At 73.3% G+C, this 17,862-nt stretch carries 16 protein-coding genes; 2 read left to right on the top strand and 14 right to left on the bottom strand.

Going from position 1 to position 17,862, the window contains the following annotated elements:
- Position 1: 1 nt before the first annotated feature.
- From proC to AB0K08_RS03300, 7 genes are all read right to left on the bottom strand, one after another.
- The gene (gene proC, locus AB0K08_RS03330; RefSeq protein ID WP_363351613.1) at positions 2-844 is read right to left on the bottom strand and encodes a pyrroline-5-carboxylate reductase; all 843 of its coding nucleotides are present in this window, start codon (positions 842-844) and stop codon (positions 2-4) included.
- Positions 841-1,686, bottom strand: coding sequence for a sugar phosphate isomerase/epimerase family protein (locus AB0K08_RS03325; protein WP_363351859.1), 846 nt, complete (start codon positions 1,684-1,686; stop codon positions 841-843). Before AB0K08_RS03325 ends, proC begins: the two co-directional genes overlap by 4 nt.
- Positions 1,687-1,918: 232 nt before the next feature.
- Complete coding sequence (locus AB0K08_RS03320; protein WP_363351611.1) at positions 1,919-2,947, bottom strand: Ppx/GppA family phosphatase; 1,029 nt, start codon at positions 2,945-2,947, stop codon at positions 1,919-1,921.
- 19 nt (positions 2,948-2,966) lie between these two features.
- Positions 2,967-5,777 carry a type I DNA topoisomerase gene (topA, locus tag AB0K08_RS03315; RefSeq protein WP_363351609.1) on the bottom strand — a complete coding sequence of 937 codons (2,811 nt, stop codon included), beginning with the start codon at positions 5,775-5,777 and terminating at the stop codon, positions 2,967-2,969.
- A 144-nt stretch (positions 5,778-5,921) separates the two neighbouring features.
- Positions 5,922-6,671 carry a winged helix-turn-helix domain-containing protein gene (locus tag AB0K08_RS03310; protein ID WP_363351607.1) on the bottom strand — a complete coding sequence of 250 codons (750 nt, stop codon included), beginning with the start codon at positions 6,669-6,671 and terminating at the stop codon, positions 5,922-5,924.
- Positions 6,672-6,737: 66 nt separating this feature from the next.
- Positions 6,738-8,504, bottom strand: coding sequence for a methyltransferase (locus AB0K08_RS03305; protein WP_363351605.1), 1,767 nt, complete (start codon positions 8,502-8,504; stop codon positions 6,738-6,740).
- Positions 8,501-9,415, bottom strand: a complete 915-nt coding sequence (locus AB0K08_RS03300; protein ID WP_363351603.1) for a rhodanese-related sulfurtransferase — start codon at positions 9,413-9,415, stop codon at positions 8,501-8,503. The genes AB0K08_RS03305 and AB0K08_RS03300 overlap by 4 nt, the downstream gene beginning before the upstream one ends.
- A gap of 172 nt (positions 9,416-9,587) precedes the next feature.
- Here AB0K08_RS03300 and AB0K08_RS03295 point away from each other — a divergent pair, with 172 nt between their 5' ends.
- Positions 9,588-10,331 carry a GNAT family N-acetyltransferase gene (locus AB0K08_RS03295; protein WP_363351601.1) on the top strand — a complete coding sequence of 248 codons (744 nt, stop codon included), beginning with the start codon at positions 9,588-9,590 and terminating at the stop codon, positions 10,329-10,331.
- A 36-nt stretch (positions 10,332-10,367) separates the two neighbouring features.
- Entirely contained in the window at positions 10,368-12,779 is a 2,412-nt protein-coding gene (locus AB0K08_RS03290) for a DEAD/DEAH box helicase (protein WP_363351599.1), read from the top strand.
- Here the strand turns inward: AB0K08_RS03290 and AB0K08_RS03285 are convergent.
- The 7 genes from AB0K08_RS03285 to AB0K08_RS03255 all read right to left on the bottom strand — a co-directional run bounded on the left by AB0K08_RS03285 (position 12,737) and on the right by AB0K08_RS03255 (position 17,740).
- Complete coding sequence (locus tag AB0K08_RS03285) at positions 12,737-13,147, bottom strand: Rv3654c family TadE-like protein (RefSeq protein WP_363351597.1); 411 nt, start codon at positions 13,145-13,147, stop codon at positions 12,737-12,739. The genes AB0K08_RS03290 and AB0K08_RS03285 overlap by 43 nt on opposite strands.
- On the bottom strand, positions 13,144-13,533 hold the full coding sequence (locus AB0K08_RS03280; RefSeq protein ID WP_363351595.1) for a TadE family type IV pilus minor pilin: 390 nt from the start codon (positions 13,531-13,533) through the stop codon (positions 13,144-13,146). The genes AB0K08_RS03285 and AB0K08_RS03280 overlap by 4 nt, the downstream gene beginning before the upstream one ends.
- A gap of 79 nt (positions 13,534-13,612) precedes the next feature.
- Positions 13,613-13,885: a DUF4244 domain-containing protein gene (locus AB0K08_RS03275; protein ID WP_363351593.1), complete on the bottom strand. Its 273-nt coding sequence runs from the start codon at positions 13,883-13,885 to the stop codon at positions 13,613-13,615.
- 184 nt (positions 13,886-14,069) lie between these two features.
- Positions 14,070-14,555 carry a type II secretion system F family protein gene (locus AB0K08_RS03270; RefSeq protein WP_363351591.1) on the bottom strand — a complete coding sequence of 162 codons (486 nt, stop codon included), beginning with the start codon at positions 14,553-14,555 and terminating at the stop codon, positions 14,070-14,072.
- On the bottom strand, positions 14,552-15,214 hold the full coding sequence (locus tag AB0K08_RS03265) for a hypothetical protein (RefSeq protein ID WP_363351589.1): 663 nt from the start codon (positions 15,212-15,214) through the stop codon (positions 14,552-14,554). The genes AB0K08_RS03270 and AB0K08_RS03265 overlap by 4 nt, the downstream gene beginning before the upstream one ends.
- Positions 15,198-16,619 carry an ATPase, T2SS/T4P/T4SS family gene (locus AB0K08_RS03260; RefSeq protein ID WP_363351587.1) on the bottom strand — a complete coding sequence of 474 codons (1,422 nt, stop codon included), beginning with the start codon at positions 16,617-16,619 and terminating at the stop codon, positions 15,198-15,200. The genes AB0K08_RS03265 and AB0K08_RS03260 overlap by 17 nt, the downstream gene beginning before the upstream one ends.
- Entirely contained in the window at positions 16,616-17,740 is a 1,125-nt protein-coding gene (locus AB0K08_RS03255) for a hypothetical protein (RefSeq protein ID WP_363351585.1), read from the bottom strand. The genes AB0K08_RS03260 and AB0K08_RS03255 overlap by 4 nt, the downstream gene beginning before the upstream one ends.
- Positions 17,741-17,862 lie beyond the last annotated feature (122 nt).

The raw sequence follows: 17,862 nt of genomic DNA, 5'->3' as shown, positions 1-17,862 counted from the left end.
CTCAGGAGCCGCCGAACTCCTCGCTGATCGCCCGGCCGCGGTCGGCGGAGGCCTGCATGCCGCGGGCGATGATCCCGGCCAGGTCGGCGTCGAGGAACGAGTCCACGGCCGCCTCCGTGGTGCCGTTCGGGCTGGTGACGGCCCGGCGCAGCTGCGCCGGGTCCACGTCCGGCTCGGCCAGCATCTTTCCGGCGCCGGCCACCGTGGCCCGGGCCAGGTCCTTCGCCAGGTCCTCGTCCAGGCCCAGCTCCACGCCCCCGGCGGCCATCAGCTCGGCCAGCAGGAAGGCATAGGCGGGCCCGGAGCCGGAGACGGCGGCCACGGCGTCGATCTGTTCCTCCGGCACGCGGTGCACCGTGCCGGAACCGGCGAAGAGCGCGGCGGCCTGGGCCAGGTGCTCCTCGGTGGCGGCGGCCCCGCCGGCCACCCCGACGGCGCCCATCCCCACGGTCAGCGGCGTGTTCGGCATGGTCCGCACCACCGGCTGCTCGGCCGGCAGGTGGGCCTCCATGGCGGCCAGCGGGATCCCGGCCGCCACGGACACCACCACGGTGCCGGGGCGCAGGGCGCCGGCGATCTCCCGGCACAGGGTCAGGATGTTCTTCGGCTTGACGCCCAGCACCACCACGTCGGCTCCGGCCGCCGCGTTGCGGTTGGCCTCCGGGTTGGTCTCCGTGGCGGTCACGGTGACCCCGTAGCGGTCCTCCCGGGCACGGGCGTTGGCGGCGGAGTGGCCGGTGGCGCACACCGATCCGGGGTCCGTCCCGGCGGCGAGCATCCCCGCGAGGATGGCGCCGGACATGTTCCCGAGTCCGAGCATGGCGACGGCCGGTGTCCTCTTCATGCGGTGCTGCTCCTTTCAGTGGCCCCGGCCGCCCCGGCCGCACGTGCGGCCCCGGCGGCGAGGTGGGTCCGGGCGAACTCGAGCGAGTAGATCAACATCTCCTCGCGCTCCCCCGCGTACTTGGCCTTGCGGGTGCCGACCTCCACGCAGACGGCGCCCTCCCAGCCGGTCTCACCGAGGTATTCGATGCAGTCGGCCACGGGCTGGTCCCCGTCCCCGGGCAGCATGTGCTCGTCCTTGCCGTTGGCGGTGCCGTCCGTGAGGTGGACGTGCTTCAGCCGGTCCCCCAGGGTGCGGAAGGCGTGGAGCGAGTCCATCTGGGCGATCGCGGCGTGGGAGAAGTCCCAGATCACATGCTCGTATCCCTGGGAGATGGGGTCCCAGTGGGGCAGGTACATCTTGGCCTCCCGGCCGCCGGCACGCCACGGGTACATGTTCTCCACGCAGATCGTCACACCCGTGGCGTCCATGATCTCCTGGATGCCCTCGGCGAAGCCCAGGGCGTAGTTGCCCTGCCAGCGGAACGGCGGGTGGGCCACCACCACCTCGGCGCCCACCTCGCGGGCCAGGTCGGCACTCTTGGCGAGCTTGTTCCAGGCCGAACCCCAGACCTGCTGGGTGAACAGCAGGGTGGGGGCGTGGATCGAGTGGATCGGCATCCGGTGCTGGTCCGCGAGCCGGTTCAGCTTCACCGGGTCCTGGGACCAGGAGTTGTGGGTGACCATGACCTCCACGCCGTCATAGCCGAGGTCTGCGGCCATGGCGAACACGTCCTGGGTGCCCAGCGGGAACACCGAGGAGGAGGACAGGGTCACCGGGATCTGCCGTGGTTCCAGGTCCATCGAGGGCCGGGTGGTCCCCTCTCCGGCGCCGGCCTCCGGACCGGTCCCGACGCCGGCCCGGCCGGGTTCCAGCGCGGCCGCCAGACGGCCGGGGCCTAGGGCGGGGTGGGCGGTGCCCCCGAGGGTGGCTGCGGCGCCCTCGCGCACCCGTGCCGGGCGCCGGTCGCGGTCCGCGGCCGCCCCGCCCCAGGGCCCGCTGGGCTCCTGTTCGCCGGGTTCCTGTCCGCTGCGCTCAGTCACTCGTCACCCCCACGGAGAATCCCGGAAGCATCGGGTCCGGGTTGAGGGACACGTTGCCCACACCCGGGATGGTGTCCCGTCCCAGGAGGCCTTCCTGGATCAGTGCGTCCAGCCTACGCATGATCAGCCCCTCGCGGAGGGCCCAGGGGCAGATCTCCAGCTGGGCGACCCCGAACTGTTCCATGGCGGCCTCCGCCACCATGCCGCCGGCCAGCATCTGGGCGGCCCGCACCTCGGAGACCCCGGGCAGGCCGGCGCGTTCCTTGGCGGTCATGGCGGCCATCCGGTTGACCCAGAGGCTCAGGTCCTCGCGCCGGAGGTGGCGCTTGGTGAAGAGGCCCGCCGCCGAGGGCGCGGCCCCCGTGATGCGGGCCAGGGAGCGGAAGGTCTTCGAGGTGCCGGTCACCAGCACCGGCGCGGTCATCGGCGGGAACCCCGCGGCCGCCTCGGCGAGGGTGGACCGGATGTGCTTGCGCAGCTTCTTGGTGGACTTCGGCGTGGGCGGGTCCGTCGGCAGCCAGTCACGCGTCAGCCGGCCGGCGCCCAGCGGGATGGACACCGCGTAGCTGGGCAGCTCGTCCGTGCCGTAGGCGATCTCGAAGGAGCCGCCGCCGATGTCGAAGTTCAGGATGGAGCCCACGTCCCAACCCTGCCACCGGCGCACCGCGAAGTACGTCATCGCGGCCTCCTGGTCGCCGGCGAGCTCGGTGAGGTGCACCGAGGTCTCCCGGGTCACCCGCTGCAGCACCTCGGCGCCGTTGCCGGACTCCCGGATGGCGGAGGTGCAGAACGCGATCATGTCCTCGGCCCCGTTGGCCACCGCGAACGTGACGGCCTCCTTGATGAACGTCACGAGGGCGTTCTGGCCGGAGGCCTTGATGCGCCCCTGCTCGTCCTGGTGGCTCAGCAGGGACAGGGACCGCTTGTGGTCCGCGTAGGCGGAGGGGCGTGCGCCCGGGTGCGCGTCCACCAACAGCAGGTGGACGGTGTTCGAGCCGATGTCCAGTACGCCCAGGCGCATGGTCTGCCTTCTTCTTCCGCTACTTCTTGGCCGACTTGGCCGGAGTCTTCCGCGCCGCCGGCTTCTTGGCCGGCTTCTTGGCCGGTCCCTTGGCGCGCTTGTCCGCCAGCAGCTCGTAGGCCTGCTCGGCCGTCAGGGACGCCGGGTCCATGGCGCGCGGCACGGTGATGTTGGTCTCCCCGTCCGTCACGTACGGTCCGAAGCGGCCGTCCTTGACCACCACCTTCTTGCCCGACGTCGGGTCCTCGCCGAATTCCGCCAGCGGCGGTTTCGCAGCCCCTCGCCCGCGCTGCTTGGGCTGGGCGTAGATGGCTAGGGCCTCGTCCAGGGTGATGGCGAAGATCTGCTCCTCGGTCTCCAGCGAGCGGGAGTCCGTGCCCTTCTTCAGGTACGGGCCGAAGCGTCCGTTCTGGGCGGTGATCTCGGTGCCCTCGGCGTCCTGGCCGACCACCCGGGGCAGGCTCATGAGCTTCAGGGCGTCCTCGAGGGTGACCGTCTCCAGGGTCATGGACTTCAGCAGCGATCCCGTGCGCGGCTTCTGCTTGGCCGGCTTCTTCTTCGGCTTGGGCTTGCCGTTCTTGTAGTACTCGGTGGGCTGGGCCTCCATCCAGGCGGCCAGCTCCTCCTCGCTCATCTCGTGGATGACCTCGGTGACGTACGGCCCGTAACGGCCGTCCTTGGCCACGATGGCCCGGCCCGTCTCCGGGTCCGTGCCCAGCTCGACCTCGGAGGGGCCCGCGGTGGCGAAGATCTCCACCGCCTTCTCGGCGGTCAGCTCGTCCGGGGCCAGGTCCTCCGGCACATTGGCCCGCTCGGGGTCGGTGCCCTCCGGGGAACCGGCGGGGATGTCCTTCTCCAGGTAGGGACCGAACTTGCCCACCCGCAGGGTGATGCCGTCCGCCACCGGGATGGAGTTCACCGCGCGGGCGTCGATGTCCCCGAGGTTCTCCACCACGGCCTTCAGGCCGGCGAGCTTGTCGTCGTCGTCGTCGGAGCCGGCCCCGAAGTAGAACTGCTGCAGCCACGCATCGCGTTCCAGGTCGCCGGCGGCGATCCGGTCCAGGTCGTCCTCCATGCGCGCCGTGAAGTCGTAGTCCACGTACTTGCCGAAGTGCTCCTCCAGCAGCCGGATCACGCTGAACGCGGTCCAGGACGGCACCAGCGCGTTGCCACGCTTGGAGACGTAACCACGGTCCATGATCGTGGAGATCGTGGGGGCGAAGGTGGACGGGCGGCCGATCTCGCGCTTCTCCAACTCGGCCACGATCGAGGCCTCGGTGTAGCGCGGGGGCGGGGACGTCTCGTGGCCGGAGGCGATGACGTCCTCGCCGGTCAGCGCCTCGCCGGTGGAGACCTCGGGCAGGCGCTTGTCCTTGCCCTCCTGCTTGTCGGACTCGGCGTCTCGCCCCTCCTCATACGCGGCCAGGAAGCCGGGGAAGGTGATGACGGTGCCGGAGGCGCTGAAGCCGGCCGTCCGGCCCGCCATGTCCCCGCCGGTGTCCAGCGCGGTGCCGGAGAGCTTGACGGTGGCGGTGTAGCCCTTGGCGTCGGCCATCTGGGAGGCGATCGTGCGCTTCCAGATCAGCTCGTAGAGCCGGAACTCGTCCGCGCCGAGAGACCCGGAGACCTGCCCGGGGGTCCGGAACGAGTCTCCGGCGGGGCGGATGGCCTCGTGGGCCTCCTGTGCCGAATCGTTCTTGGACTTGTACACGCGCTTGGCCTGCGGGATGGACTCCGGCCCGTAGAGCTCGGTGGCCTGGCGGCGGGCCGCCGTGATGGCCTCGTCCGAGAGGTTCACCGAGTCGGTACGCATGTAGGTGATGTAGCCGTTCTCATACAGGCGCTGGGCCACCTGCATGGTCACCTTCGAGGAGAACCGCAGCTTGCGCGAGGCCTCCTGCTGCAGCGTGGAGGTGGTGAACGGGGCGGCCGGGCGGCGCGTGTAGGGCTTGTCCTCCACCGAGTCGACCGTGAAGGTGGCCCCCTGCAGTCCGGCGGCCAGGGCCGTGGCCGTGGCCTCGCTCAGGGTGGCGACCTTGCCGGCGGCGGAGGGCTTCAGCTGTCCGCGGTCGTCGAAGTCGCGGCCGGTGGCGATGCGCTGGCCGTCCACGGTGTTCAGCCGCGCGGTGAAGGACTCGCCGGCGCCCTTGCCCTCGTCGGCGGTGAAGGTGCCGTCCAGGTCCCAGTAGGAGGCCGGGATGAACGCCATGCGCTCGCGCTCGCGCTCGACCACCAGGCGGGTGGCCACGGACTGCACGCGGCCGGCGGAGAGCCCTTGGCGGACCTTGCGCCACAGCACGGGGGAGATCTCGTAGCCGAAGAGGCGGTCGAGGATGCGCCGGGTCTCCTGGGCGTCCACGAGGTCCGCATCGATCTCGCGGACGTTCTCGAGGCCGCGGGCGATCCCCTCCTTGGTGATCTCGGTGAAGGCCATCCGGTAGACGGGGACCTTGGGCTTGAGCTCCTGGAGCAGGTGCCACGCGATGGCCTCGCCCTCGCGGTCGGCGTCCGTGGCGAGGTAGAGGGCGGAGGAGTCCTTCAGCAGGCGCTTGAGGTCGGCGACGCGCTTGCGTTTGTCCGGGTAGACCACGTAGTACGGATCGAAGCCGTTGGTGGTGTCCACCGCGAAGCGGCCGTAGGGGCCCTTCTTCATGTCCGCCGGCAGGTCCGAGGGCTGTGGCAGGTCCCGGATGTGGCCCGCCGAGGCGTCCACCACCCATCCCTCGCCCAGGTACTTGGCGATGGACTTGGACTTGGCAGGGGACTCCACGATGACCAGTTTCGTTCCGTCACCGGAGGAGGTGGTCTTCTTGGACGTCTTCTCGGACACTCAGGCTCCTTTTCGTCGCCGGGCGGGGGGTCGTCCGCCGGGCCCGGCGGGCCCTGTGGAGGACCGCCTCGAGGTTCCGGGCGGACCGCCCGGTGCCCTACCAATGTAACGGCACCCGGGCCCCTGCCCCTGACGCGGGTCGACTTACCGCGCCGATGAGGCCGTTTCCCGCGTCTCCGAGGCAGCGTCGGCCAGGACCGAGACGAGGTAGTACACGCGTTCTGCGTCCACGGAGCGTTCGGAGGCCGGATTCAGCTCCTCGAACTCGTCGATCAGCTCGGTGAGCCGCCGCTGGAACTCCTCGCGCTGCTCCGCGTTGACGAACACCATCCCGGTGGACAGCACCGGGGGACGACGGCGGCCGGGCACCCCGGCCGGTCCGTCCTGGCCCGAGTGGCCCACCTCGCCGTCCAGGGCGGCGTTCTCCTCCCGGGCGGCGGCCACCGCACGCTCGGCGGCCTCCCGCGCCAGCTGGTCCTCCGCCTCGCGTCGGGCCACCTCCTTCATGATCCGGTCCCGGAAGGTGTTCAGTTGCACGTCGATGAACGCCTGCTTGGACGCCGGCGAGTGGTTCAGCGAGTTGACCAGCAATGAGTAGCCGGCGGCCTTCCAGCGCCGCTCGCGGCCGTCCCCCTCGGAGGGCGAGCGCTCCACGAAGCCGTACTTCTCCAGGGCCCGCAGGTGGTAGCTCATGGCCGAGGGCGTCAGACCGCACCGGGAGGCCAGCTCGGTGGCCGTGCGGGTGGACTGGGAGGCGAACAGCTCCTCAAGCGCCTCCAGCCGTGCCTCGTGGGCCAGCGCCCTGATCGCCTGGGGATCCGAGATGACGACCGGCGTTCGGGCGGCCGGCACCGCTCCGCTCCCGGGGGTCGGAGCGGTGTCTTGTTCAGTCATGGATAGAGATTCTAGGCACTTCTTTCACATTTCGGGTGTCCTGATTCACACTGCGGAAGATACCAGTCAGGTAACGGCCGGTCCGCCGTCCGGAGCAGGTGCCGGGGCGGGCACCAGGAAGCCGTCGGCGAGGAGTTCGGCGACCGCCGCCAGCAACCCGGCCTCGCCCGGCCCGTCCAGCTCCAGCAGGCCCGCCACGGCGCCGGTGAGCTGACCCACCGTGAACTCCCCGTCCGCGGCGGAGAGGAATCCGGCCGTGGCGGTGTCCAGGTGGGCGGTGCGCCGGAATCCGCCACCCTGGCGGGCCAGGATGACCTCCGGGTCCTGGGCGCCGAACCGCTGGTGCCGTTCCTCCGTGACGTCCGCGGGGACCCTGACATGCAGGCCGCGCAGGTGTGTGAGGTCTTCCAGGTGGCCGGCGCCGGCCACCAGGTCCCACCGCGCCACGGCGTCCGCCCAGGCCGGGCCCAGCGGCTGCTGCAGCTCCGCCTCGAGGACCTCGGTGCGGATCCGGCCGTCGCGCGGGGTGGCCGGGCGGCGCAACCAGAGGTAGCCGAAGCCCACCGCCGCCACGCCCCGGGCCTCGAAGTCCGCCAGGTAGCGGCGGTAGGACTCCGCGTAGCCCGAGGGGTCCAGCTGCTCCGAGGAGTCCTGCAGCCAGGTCTCGGCGTAGCCGGGCGGGTCCAGCAGGTCCCGCTGGATGAACCAGGCGTCGACGCCGGTCGGGACCCAGGAGCGCGGGCGGGCGTCCCATGCGGGCAGCTGGGGGCTGGCGGCCCCGGCCACCCGGCTGCCAGCGCCAGCGCCAGCGCCAGCGGAATCCTCGTGGCGGATCTCCCAATTGCCGAGCATCTGTGCCACGCCACCGGGCTCCAGGTGCTCCGGCAGTCTGGCGACCAGGTCGGCCAGGAGGCTGTCCCCGGGCCGGCCGCCGTCGCGGTAGGTGTTGATCCCGGCCAGCGGGCCCGGCTGGCCCGGCTGGTCCGGCTGGTCCGGAGCAGCCTCACTGCGCGGGGTGATGACGAACGGCGGGTTGGAGACCACCAGGTCGAAGCGCTGCCCGGCCACCGGGTCCAGCAGGTCCCCCTGGAGCAGGGTGACCCGGTCCCCCGGGTCACCGGCCAGGCCCAGCGCCTCCGCGTTGAGCAGCAGGTTGAACGCGGTGAAGGCCAACGCCCGCTCGGACAGGTCCGTGGCGGTGACGTGGGACGCATGGGCCAGCAGGTGCAGGGTCTGGATGCCGCAGCCGGTGCCCAGGTCCAGGGCGCGGGCCACCGGGCCGCGGGTCACGTTGCCGGCCAGGGTGAGCGAGGCCCGGCCGATCCCCACCACGTGCCAGGACGGCAGGGTGGAACGGGTCTGCAGGGCGGTCTGGTCGCTGGCCACCCAGAGGTCCCCGTGGTCGTCGGTGGCATACGGGGACAGATCCACCACCGGGTGCAGGTACCCGGCCCGGATCCAGCCCAGGTTCAGGGACGCGGCGCCCTCGGCCCGCAGGGTCGGCAGGGCCTGGTCGAGGGCCACCACCGGCACCGGGTCGCCCAGCATCCAGCAGGACACGACGGCGGCGAGCGCGCGCTGGGAGGGGCCGGCGCCGTCGTCGTCCATCACCCGGGCGACCACCCGGCGGGCCGGCTCTGCCTGCTCACGGTCCAGTGCGGCGGTGGCCTGCGCACCGAGCAGCTCCCCGACCGCGTCCGTGGTGTACGGCAGGGCGCGCAGGTCCGCGGCGAGCCGGCGGGCCGGGTCCCCGCCCGCGCCACCGGTCGGCGGGTCGATCGGGGTCTGATTGAACGGGGCCTGGTTGAACGGGGGCGATGCCGGCCGGCTCATGACTCTCGCCTCGCCGGTGCGCCGGCCGCGCAGACGGCACAGCGGCGGCCCGGTGCGGAGGCGGCGCAGCCATCGCAGACGGCCTCCAGGGTCTGGCACCCCGCGTCGGCGCAGTTGCGCAGCTCGGAGGTGGGATCCCCGCACAGGGTGCAGCGGCCGATCACGGCGGCGTGGTCGGAGAACTCCAGGCGCATGCGCGCATCGAAGACGGCGAGGGAGCCCTCCCACAGGCCGTCGTCCCCGTAGGCCTCCCCGTACTTCACGATCCCGCCGTCCAGTTGGTAGACCTCGTTGAATCCGCGGTGCTGCATCAGGGCCGTGAGGACCTCGCAGCGGACCCCGCCGGTGCAGTAGGTGACCACGGGCTGGTCCCGGAGGTGGTCGTACCTGCCGGAGTCGAGCTCGGCCACGAAGTCGCGTGTGGTGGTGGTGTCCGGGACCACGGCGCCTTTGAAGCGTCCGATGGCGGCCTCCACGGCGTTGCGCCCGTCGAAGAACACCACCGGGGTCCCGGCGTCCTCCTTCTGGCGGACGAGCCGGTGCAGGGCGGCCGGATCGAGGTGGGTGCCGGTGTCCCGCACGCCCGCGTCCGTCACGCTCACCTCCTCGGGTACCCCGAAGGCCACCAGCTCGGGCCGGACCTTCACGGAGAGCCGCGGGAAGTCCGCCGCCGTGCCGTCCGACCACTTGACCTCCAGGCCGGCGAAGGGCCCGTAGGCGCGGGTGGTCTTGACATATTGCTTCACGGCGGCGATGGGCCCGCCGACCGTGCCGTTGATCCCGTGGGGGGCCACGATGATGCGGCCGGTGAGGCCCCATCGTTCGGCCAGGGCGTGCTGCCACAGGCGCACGGCCTCCGGGTCCGGCAGCGGGGCGAAGCGGTAGAACAGGGCGATCTTGGACTGGCTCACCGGATCAAGGGTAGTCCGGTCCGGGGCGCCTACCGGGTCGATGCGGGGTGGTGGCCGGGTGGTGTCCGGGGCGGGCGCGGCAGGCTACGGACCGGTGACGATTTGGCCGGTTTCGACGGCAGTCAGGCGCGGACCCGTGCGGGTTCGGTCCGCGGCGGGCTAGTCTCCTCCTATGACTTCTGCCCTGAACGATGCGCTGGTCAGCACCTGGGTGACCGGCTGGTCCCGCTGCCGAAACTATGAAGTGCACCACGACGGTGTGGTCCATGCCGCCCTGCGCGGCCTCCAGTCCGACGAGGGCCAGGAGGCGGGCCTGGAGGGCCCGGAGGATGGCCACGAGTGGGAGTACATCCTGGCCGACCCGGACGAGGCCGCCCTCAAGGCCGTGTCCGCCGAGGTCCAGAAGCACCCCGGACGGTTGCTCACGGTGGTCGGGACCCCACCCCCGGTCCCGGCAGACGTCCCCCTCAAGACCGTCTCCTCCGGCGAGGTGCTGATGGTGGTGGACATGGGCGGGCAGGACGTCGAGGCCCCGATCGTGCCCGAGGAGTTCGAGGCCGAGGTGCGGCGCAACGACCCGGACTGGTTCCTGGTGACCATCACCAGCACGGACCAGCACTCCCAGGGCGAGGGCGCCGTGGCGGCCCGCGGCCGGGTGGCCGCCGTGGACGGGTACGCCGTGTTCGACCGCATCTGGACCGCCCCCGACTTCCGCCGGCAGGGCCTGGGATCCCTGGTCATGCGCTACCTGGCCTCCCTGGTGCTGGAGCATGACGTGGACCAGGGGCTGCTCGTGGCCAGCGCGGACGGCCAGGCCCTGTACGGCCACCTGGGCTGGACCGAGCTCGCCGAGGTCACGGTGTTCGGCGCCCCTCAGGACGAGACCCTGAACCCGTCCCACTCGGACGCCGACTGAGTGGACTCTGCCGGGCCTGACGAGCCTGACGGTCAGGTGCGCACGGACGATCCCCGGGACGCCGAGGCGCTGACCCGTGCCCTCGGCCGCCGGATCGTCCCGCCCCAGTTGCTGCACGTCCGGCACCTGCCCGAGCGCCGGGCCGTCACCGTGCCGTGGCCCCAGGGGACCCCGCAGGGCCTCGCCGACGCCCTGGGCGGATCCGGTGTCCTGGAGCCCTGGCGGCATCAGGTTCAGGCCGCCTCCCTCGCCGCGGGCGGCACCCACGTCGTGTTGGCGACCGGGACGGCATCGGGAAAATCCCTGGGCTACCAGCTGGCCGCCGGCACCGCCCTGCATGACGATCCCACGGGCACGGTGCTGTACCTCTCCCCCACCAAGGCGCTGGCCGCGGACCAGCTGCAGGCCTGGCGGGCCCTGGCCCGGGACGGGGCCCACTGGCTGCGCCCGGCCCCCTATGACGGGGACACGGACCCGGCCGACCGGAAGTGGGCCCGAGAGCACGCCAACGTGCTGCTGACCAACCCGGACATGCTGCACGTGGGGATCCTGCCGCACCACGAGCGGTGGTCCCGGTTCTTCCGCCGGCTGCGCTTCGTGGTGGTGGACGAGGCGCACGTGTACCGCGGGGTGTTCGGCTCCCACGTGGCGGTGTTGTTGCGCCGGCTGGCCCGGATCTGCGCGCATTACCGCTCGGGCCGGGGCGAGGACGGTTCGGACGCGGCCGGGCCGGTGTTCATCGGGGCGTCGGCCACCAGCGCGGACCCGGCGGGGTCGTTCTCCCGCCTGATCGGCGCGGACGCGGTGGCCGTGACGGCGGACGCCTCCCCGCACGGTGCGGTGACCGTGGGTTTCTGGGAACCCGAGCTGACGGACAAGCGGGGCGAGAACGGTGCGCCGGTGCGCCGCTCGGCCACCGCGGAGAGCGCGGGGATGATGGTGGACCTGGCGGTGACCGGGACGCGGACCATCGCCTTCATCCGCTCCCGCCGCGGGGCGGAGGCCATGGCCTCGGCCGCCAAGCGTGAGCTGGCCGAGGTGGACCCGTCCCTGCCGCCACGGGTGGCGGCCTACCGCGCCGGCTACCTGCCCGAGGAGCGCCGCGAGGTGGAGACGGCGCTGCGCACCGGACGGTTGCTGGGCGTGGCGTCCACCCCGGCGTTGGAGCTCGGCATCGACATCGCCGGGCTGGACGCGGTGCTGGTGGCCGGCTGGCCGGGCACCCGCGCCTCATTCTTCCAGCAGGTGGGCCGCGCCGGGCGGGCCGGGCAGGAGTCCGTGGCCCTCTACGTGGCCGGCGACGACCCGCTGGACACCTACGTGGTGCACCACCCCGAGGCCGTGTTCGAGCTGGCGGTGGAGGATTCCGTCACCGATCCCGCCAATCCGCACATCCTGGCGCCGCACCTGTGCGCGGCGGCCGCCGAGCTCCCGCTGGTCCCGGACGGGCTCGGGGCGTTCGGGGACCCGGAGCAGGTCCGGGCGCTGGTGGAGCAGCTGGTGCAGGAGGGATACCTGCGACGACGGCCCGCCGGCTGGTTCTGGACCCACCCCGAGCACGCGGCCGGCTTGGTGTCCCTGCGGGACGACGGCGGCGGGCCGACCGACATCATCGACACCGAGACCGGGGCACTGCTCGGCACGATGGGCTCCCCCCAGACCCACTACCAGGCCCACCCCGGCGCCGTGTACGTGCACCAGGACCGCACCTACCTGGTGGAGGACCTGGACGAGGACGCGCACGCGGTGCTGGTGACCCGGGCCTGGCCGGACTACTTCACGCAGGCCCGGGACATCACGGAGATCGAGGTCCTGGACACGGTGGACCGGGTGGATGCGGGGGACCTGCAGTGGTGCACCGGCCCGGTGCAGGTGACCACCCAGGTGGTGTCCTATCAGCGCAAGGCCCAGGTCTCCGGTGAGGTCCTCGGCGAGGAGCCGCTTCAGTTGCCGGCCCGCGACCTGTTCACGACCGCCGTCTGGTTCCACTGTCCCTCCGAGGTGCTCGTGGCCGCCGGGTTGACCATGGACCGGCTCCCCGGCTCCCTGCACGCGGCCGAGCACGCCATGATCGGCCTGTTGCCGATCGTCGCCTCGAACGACCGCTGGGACATCGGTGGGGTGTCCATGGCCCTGCACCCGGACACGGGCCACCCTTCCGTGTTCGTGTACGACGGCCACCCTGGCGGCGCCGGCTTCGCCGAGCGGGGCTTCCACGAGGCCGAGACCTGGTTGCAGGCCACCCTGGACACCGTGCGATCCTGCGCCTGCCCCTCCGGCTGCCCCTCCTGCGTGCAGTCCCCCAAGTGCGGCAACCGCAACAACCCCCTGGACAAGGACGGGGCGGCCACCCTGCTGGCCTTCGTGCTGAACGGGGTGCGGGCCGCCGCCGCCCGGACGCGTCGTCAGCCGGGGATCCTCGGGGCGGGAGGGCCGGCCCGGGCCTGACCGTGGGCGGGCCACGGCAGCGCGGAGGTGTAGCGGGCCTGCACCCGCGCCGTGCCGTCACCCTCGGCCGTGCAGGCGGTCAGCTCGGCCCCGTGGCGCCGGGCGGTCTGGGCCGCGAGGGTGCAGGGGTCCGCCGCCACGAGCCCGCGGGCGGCGTCCGCGGCGGCGAGGGCGGCCAGATCAGCAGCCCCGGCAGCCCGGGCGGCCGCCGTGACGGAGGTGCCCAGGGCGGCCGTGGCGCCCAGCAGCACCAGGGTCAGGAACACCGTGAGCAGGACCGTGATGCTGCCGGCACCGGACTCGGCGGGCGGGACGTGCTGGTCGCGGCGGTGCCGCCTGCCGTGCAGGAGGTGCGGGCCGCGGCTCACGGCGACTCCGCCGAGGCGGGAGACGCAGGGGGTACAGCCCACTGATCCGGGGCGTGGGCCGTGGCGTCCAGTCGCCAGCCGTCCCACCAGGCCAGAGGCCCCGGCGGGGCGTGGTCCACCGTCACGGAGACCCATCCGGCGGACCGCTCGCTGCTCAGCGCCGTGGCCTCACCTGCCATCCGGCGAGCCGTCGCCTGGGCGTCGGCATCGGTCTCCCCGCGGGCCAGTTGCCGGACCGAGGCCACCGCCGCCTCCTCCAGGCGCACCTGTTGCATCGTGGCGGCCCCGGCGAGCAGCCCGGCGACCAGCACCAGCGCGGCCGCCGGCAGCATCACGGCGTACTCTGCGGTGACCGATCCGCGATCGGGTGGGTCGTTGTGGTCCATGGTGTCCTCCAGTCGTCGGCAGGTGCTCCGGGGCCCACCACCTGGGGACGGTGGCGGACCCCGGGGCCTGGGGTGCCCCTCAGCCGAAGCTCAGGGCGTTCGTGACGATGTCCAGGAGCAGTCCCTGGACATCCGCGCCCGCCAGGATCACGGCGAGCACCCCGGCGAAGCCGACGGCGGCGAGCGTGACGATCCCGTACTCCGCCGTCTGGGCTCCGGTCTCATCGCGCCAGTCCGGGCTCCGGTGCAGGTCCTCGCTGAGGTGCGGGCCCTCGCTGAGGTGCGGGCCCAGGTGATGCTGGTGGTGCTCGCGGTGCTGCGGCCGGATCTCGGGGTGCAGGGTGGTCTTCATGGTGTCTCCTTGATTCAGGGTGATCGGTTGCGACGGCGGCCTGTGGTGGACGCCTGGTTCCAGCCTGCGGTGGTCCGGAGGCCCGTGGGGGCCGCGTGGGGCCGGATCTGGATGGATCCGCACCGTGTGCAGGGTGTGGAGGAATGGCGGGGCCCGAGGCAGGGCGACAGGGACGCTCAGGGCATCAGGGCATCAGGGCCAGGACCAGCGGGATCACGCCGAGACAGATGAAGGAGGGCAGCTGGCACAGCCCGAGCGGCAGGACCAGGCGTGTTCCCAGTTCCGCCGCGCGTTGTTCGGCCCGCCGCTTGCGGTTCCGCCGCAGGGAGGCCGCGGTGGACCGCAACAGGGCCGCCGTCGGTGCCCCCGTGTTGTGCGCGAAGTGGAGCTCCCCCGCCAGTTCCTGCAGATCCTGATCGCTGGCCTCCGGTTCATGGGCCGACCACGCGTCGTCCCACTCGACGCCGACCCGCAGCAGCAACGCCACCCTTCGGACGGGGCCGGCGCCGGGCAGGTGGGTGCCCAAGAGGTCGAGGCCGGAGACCAGCGACTGCCCGGAGTCGAGCAGACCCGCCAGCAGGTCCAGGGCCACGGCGGCATCCAGGGTGGTATCGGCCGGGTCCTCGCGGACCGGTTCTGGGCGGACCGGTTCTGGGCGGATCCCGCTCATGGGGAGGACTCCGACCGTCGGATGAGCGCGCGGGTCCAGAGGTGCCCGACGACGGCCAGACCACCGCCCGTGACCACCACCAACCACCCGAGGGGCCCGGACAGCAGCTCCACCGGCGAGGCGCCGAGGGCGGCGGACATCCCGATCCCAGCGAGGGGAAGGATCCCGAGCAGCCTCGCCGTGGAACGTGGGCCGGCGGACGCGGCCTCCCGGGCCTGATGGGCGTCCTGCCCCTCCTCGAGGGCGTCCGCCAGCCGGTCCAGCAGCCCGGAGAGCGGGATCCCCGCCTGCCGGGAGACCTCGAGGCACCCGGCCAGCTGCCGCCAGTGACGGCCCTCCCCCGGGCCGCGGGCCCCCGCGAAGGGTGGCTCTCCGAGCAGGACCTCGGTGTCCGCCTCCACCAGGGCGTGGTGCAGGCAGCAGGCGGCCGGCGTCCCGGTGACAGAACGGCAGCCCGTGTACAGCCCGGCCAGCTCCGCCCAGAGCAGTTCCGGCCGCCGTCCCGCCTGCAGCAGGGCCGCCGCCCGGCGCAGCAGGGTGATGAACGCCTCGGCATCCCGTTCCCGGCGTCGGCTGGCCTGTCCGGGCCACCACCGCAGCACACCGGGTAGACCACGCACACCGGGCTGGCCGTCCTGCCGCTCAGTCACCCAGGACATGGCGCCCCCGTCCGGTCTCGCCGGCCCGGGGCCGGCTCGCACCGGGCAGTCCGTCCAGGAGGTCGCGGCCCGGCCCGGGGGCCAGGGCCGTGCCGGACAGGGACCAGGCCGGGACCACCCGGAGTGAGGTTCCGCGGGCCCCGCCGCGGTCCACCACGGACAGTTCCACCGGGTGACGGCCGGCGTCCGTGCGCTCCAGATGCAGGATGGCATCCACCGCGCTGGAGGCCTGCAGGCCCAAGGCCTCCACCCCCAGTCCGGCCAGCGACCCCATGGCCAGCAGCCGGGCCGGGACGTCTGCGGCGGAGTTGGCGTGGAGTGTTCCCGCAGCACCCCGGTGGCCGGTGTTCATGGCGGCCAGGAAGTCCGCGACCTCCGCGCCACGGCACTCCCCGACGATCAGACGGTCCGGCCGCATGCGCAGGGCCTGCCGGACGAGCTCGGCCAGGGGCACCCCGCCGGCCCCCTCGGCGTTCCCGGACCGGGCCTGCAGGGAGACCACGTGGCCATGGCGGGGGCGCAGTTCACGGGTGTCCTCCACCGTGATGATCCGTTCGTCGGCGGGCACCTCCGAGAGCACCGCGGAGAGCAGGGTGGTCTTCCCGGACCCCGTGGCCCCGCTGATCAGGAGGTTGGCGCGGAGCCGCAGCAGGTGCCGCAGGGCGGCCAGCCAGACCTCGCCGTGAGGCCACCCCCGGGCCAGGTCCTCGAGTCCCGGTGGTTCCGGCGCCGCCAGCCGGACGCTGATCTGCGTCCCCCCGGCGGCCAGTGGCGGCAGGATGGCGTGGACCCGGGCTCCGGTGACCTCGGCGTCGCCGAACGGCTGGCCCTCGTCGAGCCGTCGCCCGCCCTGGGACAGGAGCCGGACGGCCAGCCGGCGGGCGTCCTCGGCGCCCACGCGCGCGCCCGTGTCCTGGAGTCCGTCCAGCCCGTCCGTCCAGACGGTCCCCGCCCCGTCCACGAGGACGTCCGTGACGCCGGGGGCCCGGGCCGGGCCCGCCAGCGGCCCCAAGCCGGTGAGGTCATCCGCCAGGGCCCGCATCTGCTCGGCCGCCTCCTGCGGGGTGACCACGGGCAGGTGCCGGCGCACGGCCTCTGCGGCCAGTTCCGGTGGGACCGTCTCCGGCCGCAGGGATCCTCCACCGTTCCGCGGCCGCGCCGGGTCGGCGAGTCGGCCGGCCAACCAGCGTTGGGCCCGCTGCCGACCCGCCGGCTGGTCTTCGGGCTGGGCTTCGGGCTGGGCTTCGGGACGCCCCGCGGACCCTTCCGGTGATGGCCGCGGCCGCGCCACGGAACGGCCCGCGACCCTGCCTGCGGTCTTGCCTGCGGAGCGGCGCGAGGACCGGCCCGGGCCCTTGCCTCGCCCGACCGAAGGGGGCGGTTCCGGCGCCCATCCCCTGCTCATGCGTGGATCCTGCCGGTCAGGGCACCGCCGGTGCCGGCGCCGGCCCACTGCTCGAGCCTGAGCCCGACCTCTGCGGCCAGCCGCCGGCCAGGTCCACGGCGGGCCGACCTGCCCCAGGCGGCCAGCGACGTCCCCGCCCAGTCGGCCGGACGGAACGGCACCGCACCGCCAGCGCCGGCGGCTTGCAGCACCATGTCCGGTCTGACCGCGAGTCCGTCCGGCAGGGGCCGATCCGTGCACAGCACCAGCGGCACCCCTCCGGCTGCAGCCTCGCGGGCCCGGTCCAGGTCCCGCCCCGCGTCCACCACCGTCCAGGTGGAGGCCTCGTGCGCCGCCTGGACGCACGCCTCCAGCTCGGCCCACAGGGGCCGGTGCTCCTCCGAGGACTCGGACGGCCCCGGCCAGTCCCCCGGGGCCGTCCACCCCCACCAACGCACCCCGTCGGCACCGGGCAGCCGGGCCACCAGGGCAGGGCCCGGAACGGGGACGGGGCCGGTGGTCTGCCATCCGAGCCGGCCCGAGGTCGGCGGTACGAGCGCGCGTAGCCGGGCGCTGAGGCTGCCCCGGGGTCCTTGCGCATCCACGAGCACGCCGCGACCGGGACCTCCTCCCAGCAGGGTCAGCGCCCAGCTCAATCCGGGCCACCGGTCGTCCCCGTCCGGACCGTCCCCCTGGTGGACCAGGACGGCCGCCCGGCGCGGGGCTTCAGCCCCGGCTCCTGGCGGCGCCACCCGGGCCAGGGTCCGGCACAGCGTCCGGGACTCTACCGGCAGGGTCAGTGCGCCGCAGGGGGCGGCCACCCCACCCAGGGTCACCGGAACCACCGGCCGGTCCGAACCCGTCGGTGGAGTGTCCGGCGCAGCACCCTCCGCCGGGGCGAGCCCCCACAGGATGAGCGCGGGCGGCACTGCCGCCACGGTGTCGGCTTCCTCGGCCCACCCCTCGGAGCGCGGGACCACGTGCAGGCGGTGACCCACCGCCGCCACGCAGGCCGCCACCTCGGCGCGCAGGAGATCGGTCAGGAACCTGCCACCACCGATCAGCCCGTGGGGTTCCGGAGCGTCCGTTTCAGGCGGGGCGACGAACACAATGATGAGCGGGGAGGATGCTGGGACGGCCATGGATCCAGACTGGCCGTCCGCCGCCGGCGGTGAGGGCCGCCGGAGCCCACCTGTGGAGGACGGGCGGGGACCCGGTCACCTGTGGAGGAGCGCCCCGGTCCTCCCGGGCCCGGTGACCCGGT

This window comes from Citricoccus sp. NPDC055426 (assembly GCF_040677445.1).
In the GTDB taxonomy this organism is placed as follows: Bacteria; Actinomycetota; Actinomycetes; order Actinomycetales; family Micrococcaceae; genus Citricoccus.
This window is presented reverse-complemented; position numbering and strand designations above follow the sequence as displayed.